Raw genomic sequence first — 16336 nt, 5'->3', positions numbered from 1 at the left:
GAGATGGCGACTTGTTAAGGATTCATAATCTACCTACGATGGTGTTCCGGCCCCCGGCTGGAACTTTCCTGACTTCTGGGTGTCAAAGGCTCCGATGCGCTCGCTGCTCCGACTACCGCTGACCCTGCTGCTCGCCACCACCGTGGCGGCGTCGGCCCATGCCAGTGGGCCGGACGGGACAGTGCTGCCTGTGTGGAACAGCGACAACGGCAAGGTCGAAGCCCTGCTCCTGCTCGAGCCGACCCGCGAATCGGCCAGCAACTGGCGCCTGGGCCGCTCCAGCCTGGATGCCACCTTCGGCCTGGACCATGACGATTCACTGGGCCTGCTGTGCAGCAATGCACCGGCGGGTACCGCGCTGTCGGCCCTGGCCAGCAACTGCATGCTGGCGCGCAGCGATGGCAGCACCCGGCAGTTCACGACCGGTGCCGCCCTGGTGCGCCCCGGCGGCCGTCTGGGCATCAGTGCCGGCAACAGCCGTCACCAGCTGCCCGGCTGGCTGAACAACAACCCGCGCGGCGGCAGCCGTGGCGAACAGGCCAACCTGACCGTGATCGGGCAGAAGAACATCGGCCGCGAAGGCTTCGTCAGCCTGGCCGGCACCTACGCCCGCGCCCGCCTGGTGCCCATGGCAGATGCCTCGCCCGCCCTGGTCAGCCAGTGGGACAGCAAGAGCATCAGTGTCGGCGGTGGCTACGGACCGTTCAGCGCCAACATCGTCGGCCGCGTCATCGACGCCCCCGGCCATGCAGGCAAGTGGGAAGGCCTGGGCCTGGGCATCACCTGGCGCACCCCGTGGAGCGGCCAGCTCACCGTGGGTGCGGACAACGTGATCACCCGCGGCAAGAACCCCTTCGCCCCGCGCAATGCGGGCGATGACGAAGGCACCGTGCCTTACGTGCGTTACCAGCAAGACCTCTGAACAAGCAACGGCGCCGCAAGGGCGCCGTTCTTTTTGACGCATTCATCAAAGCCACGCATACGCCCGGATGGCAAGTACCTGTCACGCCATTTCGAAAATTTGTTTACGAATCTTTAATTTCCAAGAAAGCCCGGTTAGTATCCGATCAGCCTGGGTGTTCTTGGAGACGGATTTCGCCTCCCCTCGCAGGCCCAAAACCAATTGTTCCAACCCGCTTGGAGAGAGAGAGCATGAATTGCAAGCAGAGCAAGCTGCGTGATGCCGTACTGATCGCGCTGGCTGTCGGCACCGCCGGTACCACCGGCGCCGTGTTCGCGCAGGATTCCACCACCACCCTGGATCGCCTGGAAGTCACCGGCTCGCGTATCCGCACCGTCGATGTCGCAACCGCCCAGCCGGTTCTGAGCATCTCGCGTCAGGACATCGAATCCCAGGGCTTTGCCTCGGTCGGCGACATCCTGCAGAACATCTCTGCCGCCGGCAGCCCGAGCTTCAGCCGCGCCTCGCCGCTGACCGCCAACCAGGAAGCCGGCGGCCAGTACATCGACCTGCGCAACCTGGGCGCACAGCGCACCCTGGTGCTGGTCAACGGCAAGCGCCTGGCCATCAGCCCGGACGGTTTCCAGGACGTCTCGACCATCCCGACCGTGATGGTCGAGCGCATTGAAGTGCTGAAGGATGGTGCCTCCTCGATCTATGGCTCTGACGCCATGGCCGGCGTGATCAACATCATCACCCGCAAGAACTTCAGCGGCGCAGAAGCCAACGCCTATTTCGGCCAGTACGGCCAGGGCGACGGCGCCAAGAAGTCCTACGACATGATGCTCGGCTTTGCCGGTGAGCGCGGCTCGGTCACCATCGCCGCTGAAGTGCATGAAGAAGAAGAAGTGTGGGCCAAGGACCGCTTCTTCTCGGCTGAAACCTATCCCGAGTATGGCCCGGGCCTGGGCCTGACGGCTGTCGGCCAGTGGGGCAACTGGCGCCCGGTCGGCGCCACCACCGCATGGCAGGCACCGAACCGTGGCGGCACCGCCATCGGCACGGACCAGTTCCACGCCCAGAACGGCGATGACACCAGCAACTCCAACGATCAGATGCACCTGCTGACCCCGCTGGAGCGTCGCGCCCTGTATGTGAGTGCCAATTACGACATCACCGACAACGTGCGCTTCACCACTGACGTGGGTTACACCCGTCGCCAGTCCAACCGCCAGATCGCCGGCTATCCGTTCCAGTCGAGCCAGTGGGGCATCACCATGGCCGGTGACAGCGTCCGCTACAACGATGACGGCACGACCACCAATCTGAATGGCAGCTATTTCAACCCGGTTGCAGCTGATGGCGACATCAACTTCCGCCGCCGTGGCTGGGAAGTGCCGCGTACCACCGAAACCACTGTCTCGCAGTGGCGCTTCACCGCAGGCCTGGAAGGCTCCTTCGAAGTTGGCGAACGCTACTTCGACTGGGATGCCGGCTACATGTTCAGCGAAACCGACACCACCATCCTGAACAACGGCAACTTCTACGTTCCGGGTGTGGCCGCCGCCGTTGGCCCGTCCTTCATGAATGCACAGGGCCAGATTGTCTGCGGCACCCAGGGCACCGGCCTGAATGGTGCCGATGAAGTGATCCAGGGCTGCACCCCGTGGAACCCCTTTGCCGGCTTCGGCACCGGTGCAGTGGCCAATTCGCTGGATGACCCGAACGTCCGCAACCAGCTGTTCCGCCAGGAAAATGCCGTGGGCCTGAGCAAGACCCACAACTACTTCGCCAACCTGTCCGGCTCGCTGTTCACTCTGCCGGCTGGCGACCTGGGCTTCGCTCTGGGTTATGAATACCGCAAGGAGCAGGGCGGCTTCACTCCGGATGCGATTGCCCAGTCCGGTGAATCCACCAACCTGGCTTCTGGCCCGACCTTCGGCACCTACACTGTCGATGAGTTCTATCTGGAACTGAACGTGCCGATCCTGGCCGACCTGCCGGGCGCCAAGGAGCTGACTTTCAACGCAGCCACCCGTTACTCGGACTTCAACACCTTCGGTGACACGGTCAACAACAAGTTCGGCCTGAAGTGGCGTCCGATGGACGACCTGCTGGTGCGTGCCACCTATGCCGAGGGCTTCCGCGCCCCGACCATCGGTGACCTGTACGGCGGTTCCTCGGAGACCTTCACCACCGGCTTCCGCGATCCGTGCGACAGCGTCTACGGCACTGCCCGCGGCACCGCCCGCTGCCTGCAGGACGTACCGGCAGATTTCCGTCAGCTGAAGCAGGGCATGGTCCCGACCACCTCGGTCGCCGACCAGACCCCGGTGCCGTTCACCTCCGGCTCCAACATCTTCCTGCAGCCGGAAACCTCCGAATCGCACACCATCGGCTTTGTCTACAGCCCGAGCTTCGTGCAGGGCCTGACCGCCAGCCTGGATTGGTGGAAGATCCGTATCGACAGCACCATTGTCAGCGACAGCCCGAACCAGATCCTGAGCGACTGCTACATCTCGCTGATCGAATCGCGCTGCGCCCAGTTCTCCCGTGACCCGGCGCTGGGCAACATCGTTGCTGACCTGACCTACGGCCAGCGCAATGCCGGCTATACGGAAACCGAAGGCTTCGATTTCGAGATCGGTTACAACTTCGATACCGCCATTGGCCAGTTCACCACCAAGCTGGCGACCACCTACGTCAGCAAGTACGAGAGCAAGGCCACTGACGATGCGGATGTGATCCCGTCCCAGTCCAACGGCTTCAACGCTGCCTTCCGCAACCGCACCAACTTCAATGTCGGCTGGAGCAAGAACGACTGGTCGGCCAACTGGGGCGTGCGTTACTACTCCGGCACCAAGGAAGAGTGCTACTTCGACGAACGCTGCACCCTGCCGGACTGGCAGGCACCCAGCACCGAAGGCACCATCGTTCCGATGACCGAACTGGGCAGCGTGGCCTTCCACGATGTACAGGTCAGCTACAAGGCACCGTGGAACGCCCGTATCTCCATCGGCGCCAACAACGTGTTCAACAAGGTTGGCCCGCTGATGTTTGACCAGCCGAGCGCGAACTTCGCGTACTACGGCGGTTACGACATCGGTCGTTTCCTGTACGTCAAGTACAACCAGAAGTTCTGATCAATCCGTTGATCTGATCTGAAGGTGACTACGGCCCCGCAAGGGGCCGTAGTTGTTTGCGGCGACAGCAGATGCAGCACGGACAAATGCCCTGCGGCATGGCCTGGTACGCGGCTGCAACACAAAAAAACGGCAGCCATCAGGCTGCCGTGATCTTCCGCAACTTGTCCGGGACGCTCAGCCCGGAATCAGGGTCTGGATCATGTGCTCCACATAGGACTCGAATTCCTCACGCGCCTGGCGCGGCTGCTGCAGGTGCATGTTCAGCTGCAGGAAACCGACGTAGGCGGCATAGGCCAGACGTGCCCGGTGCTGGGCGGCCGCCCCTTCCAGCCCGGCCTGCTGGAACGCCTTGACCAGGTATTCCATGCGCCGGCGCGAGATGCGGTCGATCACCGGGCGCACCATCGGGTGGTCCAGTGCCTTGAGCAGCTCGCTGTAGATCACATGGGTGGTCACCTCGTGGGCCGCCATCAGAAACAGCGCGCGCAGGCGTTCGCTCGGATCGGCCACTTCTTCCAGGCTGCCGAACACGTCCTGCTGTTCAACCAGCTCCCAACGCTCCAGTGCGGCCTGCAGCAGGGCATCACGCGAGGGAAAGTGCCAGTAGAAGCTGCCCTTGGTCACCCCCAGACGGCGGGCCAGCGGCTCCACGGCCACCGACCCCACCCCTTGTTCGGCAATCATGTCCAGTGCCGCCTGGGCCCAGTCGTCCGCGCTCAGGCGTTGATTGCGCCCCCGGCCCGGTGCTTGCTCACCGGCAGTGATGGTATCGGTTGTCATGCGTTGATTTAACCATACGAATGGCGCTTTGGCAGTATGTAAATGCGTCAGCGCATGTTTGTTGCCATTTCCATACTTCACAGTATTGACTTGCCCGGCCACAAATCCATACCATTAGGTATGGACAAATGCGCCCCCCTGTCGGCCTTGGCAAACAACAGCATCGGCGCTGTTGATGACAGCCTGCTGGCTGCCACCCGGCACCCGGGCAGCCGCGTCCCGCTGCTGTTTGCCCATGGTTTTGGCCAGACCCGGCACAGCTGGGCCGGCTGCGCCCAGCGCCTGGCCGCCCACGGCCATCCCAGCCTGGCCTATGACGCCCGTGGCCACGGCCAGTCCCCATGGAACCCTGTTGACCTGCCCTACCAGCCGGAGCAGTTCGTCGATGACCTGATCGGCATCAGTGGCCAGCTGCCGCAGGCACCGGTGCTGGTGGCCGCCTCGATGGGCGGCCTGTTCGGCCTGATCGCGCAGTCACGCTGGCCGGGCCTGTTCTCGGCCATGGTGCTGGTGGACATCACCCCGCGCTGGGAACCGCGTGGGGTGGAACGCATCCTGGCCTTCATGAGCGCGCACCCGGATGGCTTTGATGATCTGGCCCACGCCGCCGATGAAATTGCCCGCTACCAGCCGCAGCGCGAACGCAAGAGTGATGCTGCCCTGCGCAGCATCCTGCGCCAGGATCAGGACGGGCGCCTGCGCTGGCACTGGGATCCACGCCTGCTGCCCGAACTGGGACGCAATGCCGACAGCCACCAGCAACGGATTGCCGAAGCCGCCCGCCGCATCCAGTGCCCGCTGCTGTTGATCAGCGGTGGGCGCAGCGACATGGTCAGCGACGCTACCATTGATGAATTCCTGCAACTGGTGCCGCATGCGCGGCACACCCGCATCGCCGGCGCCACCCATATGGTGGCCGGTGATGACAACGACGCTTTTACCACCACTGTGATGCAGTACCTGGACGCCCTGCCGGCTTTGGCCACCGACGGTGAGTCCGCCACCACGCACCTGACCGGAGCATTTCAATGACCATCGTGATTCCTTTCCTGGCACTCGTGCTGGCAGGCGGCCTTGTCGCCTACCACCGCAAGAGCCTGTTCCTGTGGACGCTGCTCAGCGCCGCTGCACTGGCAGCGTGCTGGTTTGCCGGCGTCAACCAGACCGCGGTGATCGTCGCCGCTGCCATCGTGGCCCTGGTCAGTGCCATCGTCCTGCTGCCGTTCCTGCGCAAGCCGCTGGTCAGCTCCCCGTTCATGGCCTTCTTCCGCAAGGTGCTGCCGCCGCTGTCGCAGACCGAGCGCATCGCCCTGGAAACCGGCTCGGTCGGTTTTGAAGGTGAACTGTTCACCGGTGACCCGGACTGGAACATCCTGCTCAATTACCCCAAGCCGCAGCTGACCGCCGAGGAACAGGCCTTCCTGGATGGCCCGGTGGAAGAGCTGTGCAAGATGACCAACGATTTCCAGATCACCCACGTGCATGCCGACCTGCCGCCGGAAATGTGGGAGTTCATCAAGAAGAACAAGTTCTTCGGCATGATCATCCCCAAGCACTACGGCGGCCTGGGTTTCTCCGCGCTGGCCCACCACAAGGTGATCCAGAAGCTGGCCTCGATCTCCTCGGTGGTGTCCTCCACCGTCGGTGTGCCCAATTCGCTGGGCCCGGGTGAGCTGCTCAACCATTACGGCACCCCGGAGCAGAAGGATTACTACCTGCCGCGTCTGGCCGTTGGCCAGGAAGTGCCGTGCTTCGGCCTGACCGGCCCGTTCGCCGGTTCCGACGCCACCTCCATCCCGGACTACGGCATCGTCACCAAGGGCATGTGGAAGGGCGAGGAAGTACTCGGCCTGAAGCTGACCTTCGACAAGCGCTACATCACCCTGGCCCCGGTCGCCTCGCTGATCGGCCTGGCTTTCCGCATGTACGACCCGGACAAGCTGCTGGGCGATGTGGAAGACATCGGCATCACCCTGGCCCTGCTGCCGCGTGACACCGACGGCGTGGAAATCGGCCGCCGCCACTTCCCGCTCAACTCCACCTTCCAGAACGGCCCGATCCGCGGCAAGGATGTCTTCATCCCGCTGAGCCAGATCATCGGTGGCCCGGACAAGCGTGGCCTGGGCTGGAACATGCTCAACGAGTGCCTGGCCGTCGGCCGTTCGATCACCCTGCCCTCCACCGGATCCGGTGGCGCCAAGGCCGGCGCCGTGGTCACCGGCGCGTATGCACGCATCCGCAAGCAGTTCGGCCTGTCGGTCGGCCGCTTCGAAGGCGTGGAAGAAGCCCTGGCCCGCATCGGCGGCAAGGCTTACAAGATCAGCGCCCTGTGCCAGTACACCGCCGCGGCGGTGGACCGTGGCGACGTGCCGTCGGTGCCGTCGGCCATCGCCAAGTACCACTGCACGAACATGAGCCGTGAGGTCATCACCGACGTGATGGACATCATCGGCGGCAAGGGCATCATCCTGGGGCCGCGCAACTTCGCCGGCCGCAGCTGGCAGGCCAGCCCGATCGCGATCACCGTGGAGGGGGCCAACATCATGACCCGCTCGCTGCTGATCTTCGGCCAGGGCGCGATCCTGTGCCACCCGTGGGTGCTCAAGGAAATGAAGGCGGCGCAGAACGAGAACCGTGCCGAAGGCCTGCGTGACTTCGACCAGAGCCTGTTCGGCCACATCCGCTTCGGCTTCTCCAATGCCGTGCGTTCGTTCTGGTTCGGCCTGACCGGCTCGCGCTTCGGCGCTGCCCCGGGCGATGCCTACACCCGCCGCTATTTCCGCAAGCTGGACCGTTACTCGGCCAACCTGGCGCTGATGGCCGACATCTCGATGATGACCCTGGGCGGCAAGCTGAAGTTCAAGGAAGGCCTGTCCGGTCGCCTGGGCGATGTGCTCAGCCACATCTACATGACCAGCGCCATGCTCAAGCGCTACCACGACGATGGCGCACCGGTGGCCGAACAGCCGCTGCTGGCCTGGGCCTTCCATGACAGCGTGCACAAGATCGAGGAAGCCCTGTCGGCGGCCCTGCGCAACTTCCCGATCCGTCCGATCGGCTGGTTGATGTGGGCCCTGGTGTTCCCGCTGGGCCGTCGCGCCGAAGCCCCGGGCGACCGCCTGGGCCACCGTGTGGCCTCGCTGCTCATGTCGGCCAACCCGGCCCGTGACAGCCTGGCCCGCGGCGTGTTCCTGACCCCGTGCGAGAACAACCCGGGCGGCCGCATCGCCAGCTACCTGGAAAAGGCCATCGCCGCCGAGCCGGTGGAGCGCAAGCTGCTCAAGGGCCTGAAGACCGGCGCGATCAAGGCCCTGGACTTCCCCGCCCAGCTGGACGAAGGCGTGGCCAAGGGCCTGATCAGCGCCGAGGAAAAGGCCCAGCTGATCGAACTGCGCGCCATCATCATGGACACCATCAGTGTCGATGACTTCGATGTGCACGAACTGCGCGCCGCCAGCTATTACGACCTGCCGGGCAAGCAGCACCCGCAGCAGGCCGCATAAGCCGGCCTTGGCAAGCACCACGACGGCGGGCCGCAAGGCCCGCCGTTTTCATATCCCGTCGCGGAGTAGCGCATGGCCGGCAACCTTCCCGCACTGTTCTCTCGCCTTGGACGCTGGCCCGGCGGGCAATGGCTGTTCACCCGCCTGGTCTGCTTGCGGGCACCCTATTTCGGCAGCATCGGCCCACGCATCACCGCCTTGCGCCCGGGTCTTTGCGAAGGCCACTTCGCTGACCGCCGCGCCGTGCACAACCACATCGGCACGGTGCACGCCATTGCCCTGTGCAACCTGGCCGAGCTGGTGATGGGGCTGCTGGTCGATGCCGCCACCCCGGCGGACATGCGCTGGATCCCCAAGGGCATGCAGGTTGAGTATCTGAAGAAGGCGCAGGGACGCATCCACGCCCGCGCCTGGCTGCCGGCGCCACTGCACAGCAGCCCGGCCGGCTACGAGGTGGCCGTGCCGGTGGAGCTGGGCAACCCGGCCGGCGAGATCGTCTGCCGGGCCACCATCACCTGCTGGATATCGCCGCGACCGCGCTGAGCCCCGGAGGGAGCGCGGTCAGGCCGCCTGTGCCGCTTGCGGCTGGGCCGGCAAGCGCCGGCAGGCGCGGATCACCAGCCAGGCGCCGCAGGTCATGCCCGCCGCCACCCCCATGCCGGTGGCAAACACGGCAGTGGAACCGAAGGCGGCCAGGAACTTGTGGCTCCAGACGAAGGTCAGGTCACCGGCACGGTAAACCACCGTGTCGATCACCGCCTTGGCCTTGTAGCGGGCCTGGCGGTCCACCTGGGTGTACAGGGTCTCGCGCGCCGGCTTGGCCAGCGAGAACTCGCTGGCGCGGGTGATCACCTGGACCACGGCCACCAGCATCGGCAGCGGCGAGGCCGCCAGAACCGAAAAGCCGATCAGGATTGCCACTGCCGGCAGCATCAGCAGCGGTGCCACGCCGTACCCACGCAGCAGCCAACGGGTGATCAGCAGCTGGACCACGATGGTCAGGCCGTTGACCGCCCAGTCGATCATTGCGTAGAAGCGTGTAGCCTCTTCCGGCGTGGTGTAGTAGCGCTTCACGATGGCGGCCTGCTCGTTGTAGAGCAAGGTGCCCACGCCCACGCCGAAGAACATCAGGATCGCCAGGCCGCGCAGCAGCGGGTCACTGAACACCAGGCGCAGGCCGGCCCACATCGAGCCCCCCATCGCGGTATCACCACTGGCCACACCCTCCTGCGCCTGCTCACGCGCGGCGGCCTTGCTGCGCAGCATGACGATGCACAGCAGGCAGACCAGCAGGAAACCGGCGGACACCAGCAGCAGGTTGGCCACCCCGACCTGGCCCACCAGCAGACGGGTGATGCCCGGGCCGGTCAACGCGCCGATGGTGCCGCCGGCGCCGATGTAGCCGTAGACCTTCTTGGCATCGGCGTTGCTGAACACATCGGCCATGTAGCTCCAGAACACCGACACGGCAAACAGGTTGAACACTGCCACCCAGACATAGAACAGCGCGCCACGCCCGGCCAGCCCGGCCTCGAAAGCCCAGTGGAAGAACAGCAGGCAGGCAATGAATGCCCCGTACAGCACCGGCAGGAACACCCGGCGCGGGAAGCGTGACACCAGGGCCCCGTAGGCCGGCTGCAACGCGACCATGCACACGAAGGTGCAGGTGAACAGGATCTGCAGGGTGTAATCGGCCAGCGTCCAGCCGTGCGCCGCTGCCCAGTTGATCAACCACGGCGGGAACACCGCCGACACATCGCCGGAGGCGCCCATCGCATCGCGCACCGGACGCAGCACGTAATAGCCGGTGAGCAGGCAGAAGAAATACAGCAGCGACCACCACAGCGACGGGGCATCCACGCCGAGACGGGCAACGATGCTGCGCAGGCCTCGCACGGAAGCCGGTGAGGATGGGGTTGTCATGCGGACTACGGCACCACGTGGGGAAGGAACAAGCCGTGACCGGCCACTGCGCGCACGGTAAACGATGCGCTGCAGCACCGCCAGTGGGGCATGTCGGATATCGTTGCCGATGGATTTTGGCGCAGCAGCGCATCGGGGAATGGAATGTACGACTACATCATCGTCGGGGCTGGCTCGGCCGGCTGTGTCCTGGCCAACCGGCTCAGTGCCGATGGCCACAACAAGGTACTGCTGATCGAGGCCGGGCCGGCCGACCGCCACCCCTTCATCCACATGCCGGCCGGCATTGCCCACCTGGTCAAGAACCGGCGCTTGAACTGGAGTTATGACACGGCCGCCGAAGAGCAGCTGGGCGGGCGCCGGCTGTGGTGGCCGCGCGGCAAGGTGCTGGGCGGCTCCAGCGCGATCAATGCGATGTGCTACATCCGCGGCGTGGCCGGTGATTACGACCGTTGGGCCAGTGCCGGGGCCAGCGGCTGGGACTGGAACAGCGTGCTGCCCTACTTCCGCCGCAGCGAGCACAACAGCCGCGGTGGCGATGCCCTGCATGGCGACAGCGGCCCGCTGCATGTATCGGACCTGCGCCACGTCAATCCGCTCAGCCAGGCCTTCATCGAAGCCGCGCAGCAGGCCGGCTGGCCGCACAACACCGATTTCAACGGCGCCGACCAGCAGGGTGTCGGCCTGTACCAGGTGACGCAGAAGGACGGCGCACGCTGCTCCTCGGCAGTGGCCTATCTGGCTCCGGTGCGTAACCGTCCCAATCTGACCGTGGTCACCGGCGCCCTGGTCGAACGCCTGCAGATCGAGGCCGGACGTGTGACCGGGGTGTCCTACCGCCAGGGTGCCAAGCGCCACCTGGCCCGTGCGCAGGCCGAGGTGTTGCTCAGTGCCGGCGCCATCAACAGCCCGCAGCTGTTGATGCTGTCCGGCATCGGCCCGGCTGCCGAGCTGCAGCGTCATGGCATCAACGTCGTGCTCGACCAACCCGGCATCGGCGCCAACCTGCAGGACCACCTGGACATCTGCACCCTGTACCACACGGTGCCCGGGGTCAGCTATGACCGCGCCAGCGAGCTGAAGGTGGCCATCGATTACTACCTGCGCGGGCGGCGTGGTGCCGGCACCAGCAATGTGGCCGAGGCCGGCGGCTTCGTGCGTTCGCGCTTTGCGCCGGACGAGCGCGCCGACATCCAGTTCCACTTCGTGCCGGCCATGCTCGATGACCACGGCCGCCAGCGCCTGCCCGGCGATGGCTACACCCTGCATGCCTGCTACCTGCACCCGCGCAGCCGTGGCCAGCTGTCGCTGAGCAGTGCCGACCCGGCCGCGGCGCCGCACATCCAGGCCAACTACCTCAGCGACGCGGAGGGCTTCGACCTGAAGATGATGGTCGAGGCGGCGCGTCTGTCACGCGACATCCTGCGTCAGCCGGCCTTCGACCGCTGGCGCCGCGAGCCGATCCATCCGGCCCGCGAGGATCTGGATGACGCCGCGCTGGAAGCCTTTGTGCGAGCCAAGGCCGAGACCATCTATCACCCCGCCGGCACCTGCCGCATGGGCAGTGACGCGCGCGCGGTGGTCGATCCGCAGCTGCGTCTGAACGGCATCGACGGCCTGCGCGTGGTCGATGCCTCGGTGATGCCGACCCTGGTCACCGGCAACACCAATGCACCGACCATGATGATTGCCGAGCGCGCAGCCGAGCTGATCCTGGCCGGGGCCGCCGCCCTGGCCGACTGAGCATCGCGGCCTTTTCAGTTGCCGGACTGCAGACAGGCCGGCAGCGGGCAATGCAGCACCCCGCAGACGGTGCGCAGCAACTCGGCTTCAGCCACGCGGATACGCCCGTCATGGGCCACGGCGGCCACCAGCGATTCCACCACCAGCTGCTTGGCCAGCGGCTCCAGGCCATCGAGCACTGGCCACACCGCCTCCAGCGCACGCACGCCGTCGGCCGGCGGCTGGTAGACCATGGCCTGCCCGGCCACCACCCGTTGCAATCCGGCCGCGTAGGCCTGGCGCGCCAGCGCCGGTTGATCCGGATGCCCGGCCTGGGCCATCAGCGACAACAGCACGGAAAACTCGTTCTGTACCGCCCCGACCCGGCGCTTGCCGAAGTGGACATGGGCAGCCGGGTCCAGCGCCTGGATCACCTGGCTGCGCAGCAGGCGCGCCAGGCAGTATTCAAACAACGACAGCTCACCATCGACCTGCACCAGGGCATCGATCACCTGGACCAGCTGCTGCAGCTGCGGGCGCGGGCTGCCGCGCAAGGCAGGAAAGGCCAACGCCGCCAACGGCAGACGCATGCCGGCATGCAGGCCAACGCACTGCGGCCACAGTTCAAGCATGGCCAGTGACAGTTGCCGGCCGGCAATCCGCTCCACGATGGCCTGTTGCTGCTGGCGCAGTGCCTGCCTGTCATCCAGCAGCAAGGCCAGCACCAGTGCCGCCGCGTGTTGCCGGCTGCGCGCGGCGGCGAGCAGGGCCGACGGCATCTGTTCGTGCAACTGGTGGGCCTGGCGGTAATCATCACTGCCCGGGTTGGCCACCTGGGCACTGACCGCCTGCGGTGCCAGTACATCAGGGTGCGGCCGCGCCGGTATTGCGGCCACCGCAGCGGCGCTGCCACCGCCCAGGCCAAGCACACGATCCTCTTCCAGACCATCCGGTGCCTGCTGCTGCCAGCGTTGCTGCAGCAGCTTCAGATGCAGGGCAGTGAAGCCCGGCTCCAGGCGCGCGATGCGTTCGACCATCGGCGGATGGGTGGCAAACCAACGCCGGTAGGCAAAGCCCTCGCCAAACAGCATGTGGCTGACTTCTTCAGCACCGCCACGGTCGATCAGGCGGGAGCCTTCGGGCAGGCCGGCGATCTTCTTCAATGCGCCGGCCAGGCCGGCATTGTTGCGGGTGAACTGCACAGCCGATGCATCGGCCAGCACCTCGCGCTGACGGCTTACCGCCGCCTTGATCAGGCGGGCAAAGAACACCCCGACAGCACCGATGATGATTGCCGCCAGCCCCATGCAGAGGACAGCGGCCACCGGGCCGATGCCACCACGGCGACGGGCCAGGCCACTGTTGCCGGCAACACCGAGCAACTTGCGCCCGATCACCCCCAGCATCAGGATGCCGAACAGCCCCCCCATCAGATGGATGTTCAGGCGCATGTCGCCATTGAGCACATGCGAGAACTCATGTGCGATAACGCCCTGCAGCTCGTCGCGGTTGAGCCGCTGCAGGGCACCGCGGGTCACCGCCACCGCGGCATCGGACGGGCTGTAACCTGCCGCAAAGGCGTTGATGCCCTGCTCCTGGTCCAGCACGAACAACATCGGCACCGGGATGCCGGCGGCAATGGCCATTTCCTCGGCCACATTGCGGTAACGCCGCAGCAGCGGATCGGTGGTGTCTGTCGGCACCAGGGTGGCGCCCATCTGCGCGGCGATCAAGGCGCCGCCGCCACGCAGGGCACGGATGCGCCACCACGAGGCAATGCTGATCACCAGCACCGTGGCCAGGCTGAGCAGTGCCTGCGCCCGCAGGTCACCGCCCAGCACCGGATAGGCGGCCAGGTTGACCGCCAGCACGATGGCCAGCACCGCCAGCACGAACAACACCACCAGACGCGTGGTCGCCCGCCGCGCCTGGTCCTGGTACTTGAAGAAATTCATTGCCGTCCCCGCAGCAGCGAACCGCTCAGAAACGCACTGACGGCGCGGCCCGGGTCTGTGCCCGCTCCTCCAGCGGAATTTCCAGCAGGCTGGCCTGCTGGAAATTGAACGGCCCGGCAATCAGGCTGCCCGGGAACATCTCGCAGCGGGTGTTGTAGTCAGTCACCGCATCATTGAAGGCCTGGCGGGCAAAGCCGATGCGGTTTTCGGTGCTGGTCAGCTCTTCGCTGAGCTGGGCCATGTTCTGGTTGGCCTTCAGCTCCGGATAGGCTTCGGACACCGCCAGCAGGCGACCCAGGGCGCCGTTGAGCTGCTCCTGGCCGGCCGTCAGGCCCGCCATCGCCGAGGCGTCACCCGGGTTGGCCTTTGCCGCCGCCAGGCCTTGCTGCGCGGCATTGCGCGCGGCAATCACCGCTTCCAGGGTCTGCCGTTCGTGGGTCATGTAGCCCTTGACCGTCTCCACCAGGTTGGGAATCAGGTCAAAGCGGCGCTGAAGCTGCACGTCAATCTGGGCAAAGGCGTTGCGGTAGGCATTGCGGGCGCGGACCAGTGCGTTGAAGGTGCCTACGCCCCACAGCGCGATGCCACCGAAAACAGCCAGCATCAACAGCAGAAAAACCACCATCCCCATCCTTGTCTCCCCGGTTTGTGTAATTGCAAAAGCTGGCGCTAGAATCGTTCCAGCCGCAAGCATACAGGCAACACCCACCATGAAAGCTCCCTCCCGGCAGGCGCGCAAGCGCCCGATTGTCATGGCCCTGCTGGCCGTACTGCTGCCCACGGCGATCATCTGCACTGCCCAGGCATTGAGCCCGGCAGCCAACAGCGCCAGCCCCACTCCGGTGCCGGTCAACCTGGAGCATGCCGGCACCGCGCAGGCGGCACCGGCCGCACCCCAGCCCTGGCGCAATCCGCTGCCGGCACAGGCAGTGCAACCCCTGCCAGCCAGCTTTGACCTGGCGGCGATCGAATCCCAGGCCGAGCAGCTGACCTGGGGCTCGCGCGTGCCCGGCATCGCGATGAGCATCGTGCAGGGTGGCCGCATCCTCAGTGCCCGCGGTTACGGGGTCACCGATGTCAGCAATCCCGAGCCGGTCGATGCGCACACCGTGTTCCGCCTGGCCTCCTTGTCCAAGGCCTTTGCCGGGACCATGGCCGGGCTGTTGGTGGAAGACGGCACCCTGCGCTGGGACAGCCGCATCGTCGACTACGTGCCCGACTTTGCCTTGAACAACCCGACCGCCACCCAGAACCTGACCGTGGCCGATGTGCTCAGCCACCGGGTCGGCCTGCCCTACAACGCGTTTGATCGCGATGTGGAAGCCAATGCCGAATACCACACCCTGACCCGCCGCCTGGCCAATGCCCCCCTGACCTGCCAGCCCGGTGATTGCTACGCCTACCAGAACGTGGCCTTCAGCCTGATCGGTGACGTGGTCTTCGCTGCCTCGGGCAATTTTTACGAGCAGGCGGTGGATCGCCGCATCCTCAAGCCGCTGGGCATGAACGATGCCAGCCTCGGCCTGCACGGCATCATGGGCAGCACCCGCTGGGCCCGCCCGCACGTGCGCAGCCGCAATGGCTGGGCCGCCCTGAACCCCAAGCCGACCTACTACCGTGTGGCACCGGCTGCCGGCGTCAATGCCAGCGCCGCAGACATGGCGCAGTGGTTGCTCGCCCACACCGGCCACCGCACCGACGTGCTTTCCGAGCCGTTGCTGGCCACCCTACATGCGCCACTGGTCAACACCCCGGGCGAACTGCGCTCGGGCTGGCGCCGGCAACGCTTGAATGCGGCCGGTTACGCCCTGGGCTGGCGCGTGTTTGATTACCGCGGCCACACCGTGGTGTTCCATGCCGGTGCAGTGCAGGGCTATCGTGGCCTGCTGGCACTGATCCCGGAACGCGACATGGGCATCTCGATCAGCTGGAATGGCGAAAGCCCCTTGCCTTCAGGCCTGCTGCCGACCATCGTCGATGCTGCCCTGGGCCTGCCCGGCGATGGCAGCTGGCTGGATGTGAACCCCTTGAGCCCGGAATTGCTGCAGGCCCAGCGCCCGGCCGGTGCGCCGCTGCCTTCGGGCATCAGTTCGCACCGCGCCCTGACCTCGCCGCCGTAAACCGCACTGTCTGACGCGCAACAAGAACGGGCGGCCAGTGGCCGCCCGTTCTTGTTGGAGGCTGCCGTTGTTGCCGGCAGCCAGGGTCAAGCACTTATGCCGCCGGATCCTTGGGCATTTCGGCAATCGGCAGCACAGCGGTATCGGCTGCCTTCGGCTTGCGCGGCGCGCTCTTGCGGGCCGGCGTGGGCGCCTTGGCTGCGGCAGCCTTCTTGGCAACCGGCTTCTTGGCGACAGCCTTCTTGGCTACTGCCTTCTTGGCTACTGCCTTCTTGGCTACGGCCTT

12 protein-coding genes are annotated in these 16336 nt (G+C 65.8%); 7 read left to right on the top strand and 5 right to left on the bottom strand.

The window, feature by feature from the left end; translation table 11 throughout:
- Nucleotides 1–94: 94 nt before the first annotated feature.
- Together ABB30_RS13050 and ABB30_RS13045 are read left to right on the top strand one after the other, a co-directional pair.
- Nucleotides 95–922 carry an XOO1806 family protein gene (locus ABB30_RS13050; RefSeq protein ID WP_057638760.1) on the top strand — a complete coding sequence of 276 codons (828 nt, stop codon included), beginning with the start codon at nt 95–97 and terminating at the stop codon, nt 920–922.
- A 230-nt stretch (nt 923–1152) separates the two neighbouring features.
- Nucleotides 1153–4044 carry a TonB-dependent receptor domain-containing protein gene (locus ABB30_RS13045; RefSeq protein WP_057638759.1) on the top strand — a complete coding sequence of 964 codons (2892 nt, stop codon included), beginning with the start codon at nt 1153–1155 and terminating at the stop codon, nt 4042–4044.
- Nucleotides 4045–4221: 177 nt separating this feature from the next.
- Here the strand turns inward: ABB30_RS13045 and ABB30_RS13040 are convergent, their stop codons facing one another.
- The gene (locus ABB30_RS13040) at nt 4222–4827 is read right to left on the bottom strand and encodes a TetR/AcrR family transcriptional regulator (RefSeq protein ID WP_057638758.1); all 606 of its coding nucleotides are present in this window, start codon (nt 4825–4827) and stop codon (nt 4222–4224) included.
- A gap of 120 nt (nt 4828–4947) precedes the next feature.
- Here ABB30_RS13040 and ABB30_RS13035 point away from each other — a divergent pair, with 120 nt between their 5' ends.
- The 3 genes from ABB30_RS13035 (at nt 4948) to ABB30_RS13025 (ending at nt 8873) form a co-directional block, all read left to right on the top strand.
- Nucleotides 4948–5859, top strand: coding sequence for an alpha/beta fold hydrolase (locus ABB30_RS13035; protein WP_057638757.1), 912 nt, complete (start codon nt 4948–4950; stop codon nt 5857–5859).
- Nucleotides 5856–8330, top strand: coding sequence for an acyl-CoA dehydrogenase (locus tag ABB30_RS13030; protein WP_057638756.1), 2475 nt, complete (start codon nt 5856–5858; stop codon nt 8328–8330). The genes ABB30_RS13035 and ABB30_RS13030 overlap by 4 nt, the downstream gene beginning before the upstream one ends.
- Nucleotides 8331–8402: 72 nt before the next feature.
- The gene (locus ABB30_RS13025; protein WP_057638755.1) at nt 8403–8873 is read left to right on the top strand and encodes a hotdog fold domain-containing protein; all 471 of its coding nucleotides are present in this window, start codon (nt 8403–8405) and stop codon (nt 8871–8873) included.
- Nucleotides 8874–8891: 18 nt separating this feature from the next.
- On the opposite strand, the gene ABB30_RS13020 is transcribed toward ABB30_RS13025, so the two are convergent.
- Complete coding sequence (locus ABB30_RS13020; protein ID WP_057638754.1) at nt 8892–10253, bottom strand: NTP/NDP exchange transporter; 1362 nt, start codon at nt 10251–10253, stop codon at nt 8892–8894.
- A 144-nt stretch (nt 10254–10397) separates the two neighbouring features.
- Here ABB30_RS13020 and ABB30_RS13015 point away from each other — a divergent pair, with 144 nt between their 5' ends.
- Complete coding sequence (locus ABB30_RS13015; protein ID WP_057638753.1) at nt 10398–11996, top strand: GMC family oxidoreductase; 1599 nt, start codon at nt 10398–10400, stop codon at nt 11994–11996.
- Nucleotides 11997–12010: 14 nt separating this feature from the next.
- Here the strand turns inward: ABB30_RS13015 and ABB30_RS13010 are convergent, their stop codons facing one another.
- Both ABB30_RS13010 and ABB30_RS13005 read right to left on the bottom strand, forming a co-directional pair.
- Nucleotides 12011–13930 (bottom strand): M48 family metallopeptidase, encoded by a 1920-nt coding sequence (locus tag ABB30_RS13010; RefSeq protein ID WP_057638752.1) that lies wholly within the window; start codon nt 13928–13930, stop codon nt 12011–12013.
- Between the two features lie 25 nt (nt 13931–13955).
- Nucleotides 13956–14561: a LemA family protein gene (locus ABB30_RS13005; RefSeq protein WP_057638751.1), complete on the bottom strand. Its 606-nt coding sequence runs from the start codon at nt 14559–14561 to the stop codon at nt 13956–13958.
- Nucleotides 14562–14640: 79 nt separating this feature from the next.
- Between ABB30_RS13005 and ABB30_RS13000 the strand changes: the two genes are divergently transcribed.
- Entirely contained in the window at nt 14641–16050 is a 1410-nt protein-coding gene (locus tag ABB30_RS13000) for a serine hydrolase domain-containing protein (protein ID WP_057638750.1), read from the top strand.
- A gap of 94 nt (nt 16051–16144) precedes the next feature.
- Here the strand turns inward: ABB30_RS13000 and ABB30_RS12995 are convergent.
- On the bottom strand, nt 16145–16336 hold a 192-nt coding region (locus ABB30_RS12995), incomplete at its 5' end, for a hypothetical protein (protein WP_211263488.1).

The sequence above is a fragment of the Stenotrophomonas ginsengisoli genome (assembly GCF_001431485.1).
In the GTDB taxonomy this organism is placed as follows: domain Bacteria; phylum Pseudomonadota; class Gammaproteobacteria; order Xanthomonadales; family Xanthomonadaceae; genus Stenotrophomonas; species Stenotrophomonas ginsengisoli.
Note: the sequence above shows the minus strand (reverse complement) of the source record. Positions and strands in the feature narration are given on the sequence as shown.

Bases quoted from the DNA above. Each gene is read 5' to 3' on its own strand.
- ABB30_RS13050 (WP_057638760.1), top strand. From the start codon at position 95: ATGCGCTCGCTGCTCCGACTACCGCTGACCCTGCTGCTCGCCACCACC.
- ABB30_RS13045 (WP_057638759.1), top strand. From the start codon at position 1,153: ATGAATTGCAAGCAGAGCAAGCTGCGTGATGCCGTACTGATCGCGCTG.
- ABB30_RS13040 (WP_057638758.1), bottom strand. From the start codon at position 4,827: ATGACAACCGATACCATCACTGCCGGTGAGCAAGCACCGGGCCGGGGG.
- ABB30_RS13035 (WP_057638757.1), top strand. From the start codon at position 4,948: ATGGACAAATGCGCCCCCCTGTCGGCCTTGGCAAACAACAGCATCGGC.
- ABB30_RS13030 (WP_057638756.1), top strand. From the start codon at position 5,856: ATGACCATCGTGATTCCTTTCCTGGCACTCGTGCTGGCAGGCGGCCTT.
- ABB30_RS13025 (WP_057638755.1), top strand. From the start codon at position 8,403: ATGGCCGGCAACCTTCCCGCACTGTTCTCTCGCCTTGGACGCTGGCCC.
- ABB30_RS13020 (WP_057638754.1), bottom strand. From the start codon at position 10,253: ATGACAACCCCATCCTCACCGGCTTCCGTGCGAGGCCTGCGCAGCATC.
- ABB30_RS13015 (WP_057638753.1), top strand. From the start codon at position 10,398: ATGTACGACTACATCATCGTCGGGGCTGGCTCGGCCGGCTGTGTCCTG.
- ABB30_RS13010 (WP_057638752.1), bottom strand. From the start codon at position 13,930: ATGAATTTCTTCAAGTACCAGGACCAGGCGCGGCGGGCGACCACGCGT.
- ABB30_RS13005 (WP_057638751.1), bottom strand. From the start codon at position 14,561: ATGGGGATGGTGGTTTTTCTGCTGTTGATGCTGGCTGTTTTCGGTGGC.
- ABB30_RS13000 (WP_057638750.1), top strand. From the start codon at position 14,641: ATGAAAGCTCCCTCCCGGCAGGCGCGCAAGCGCCCGATTGTCATGGCC.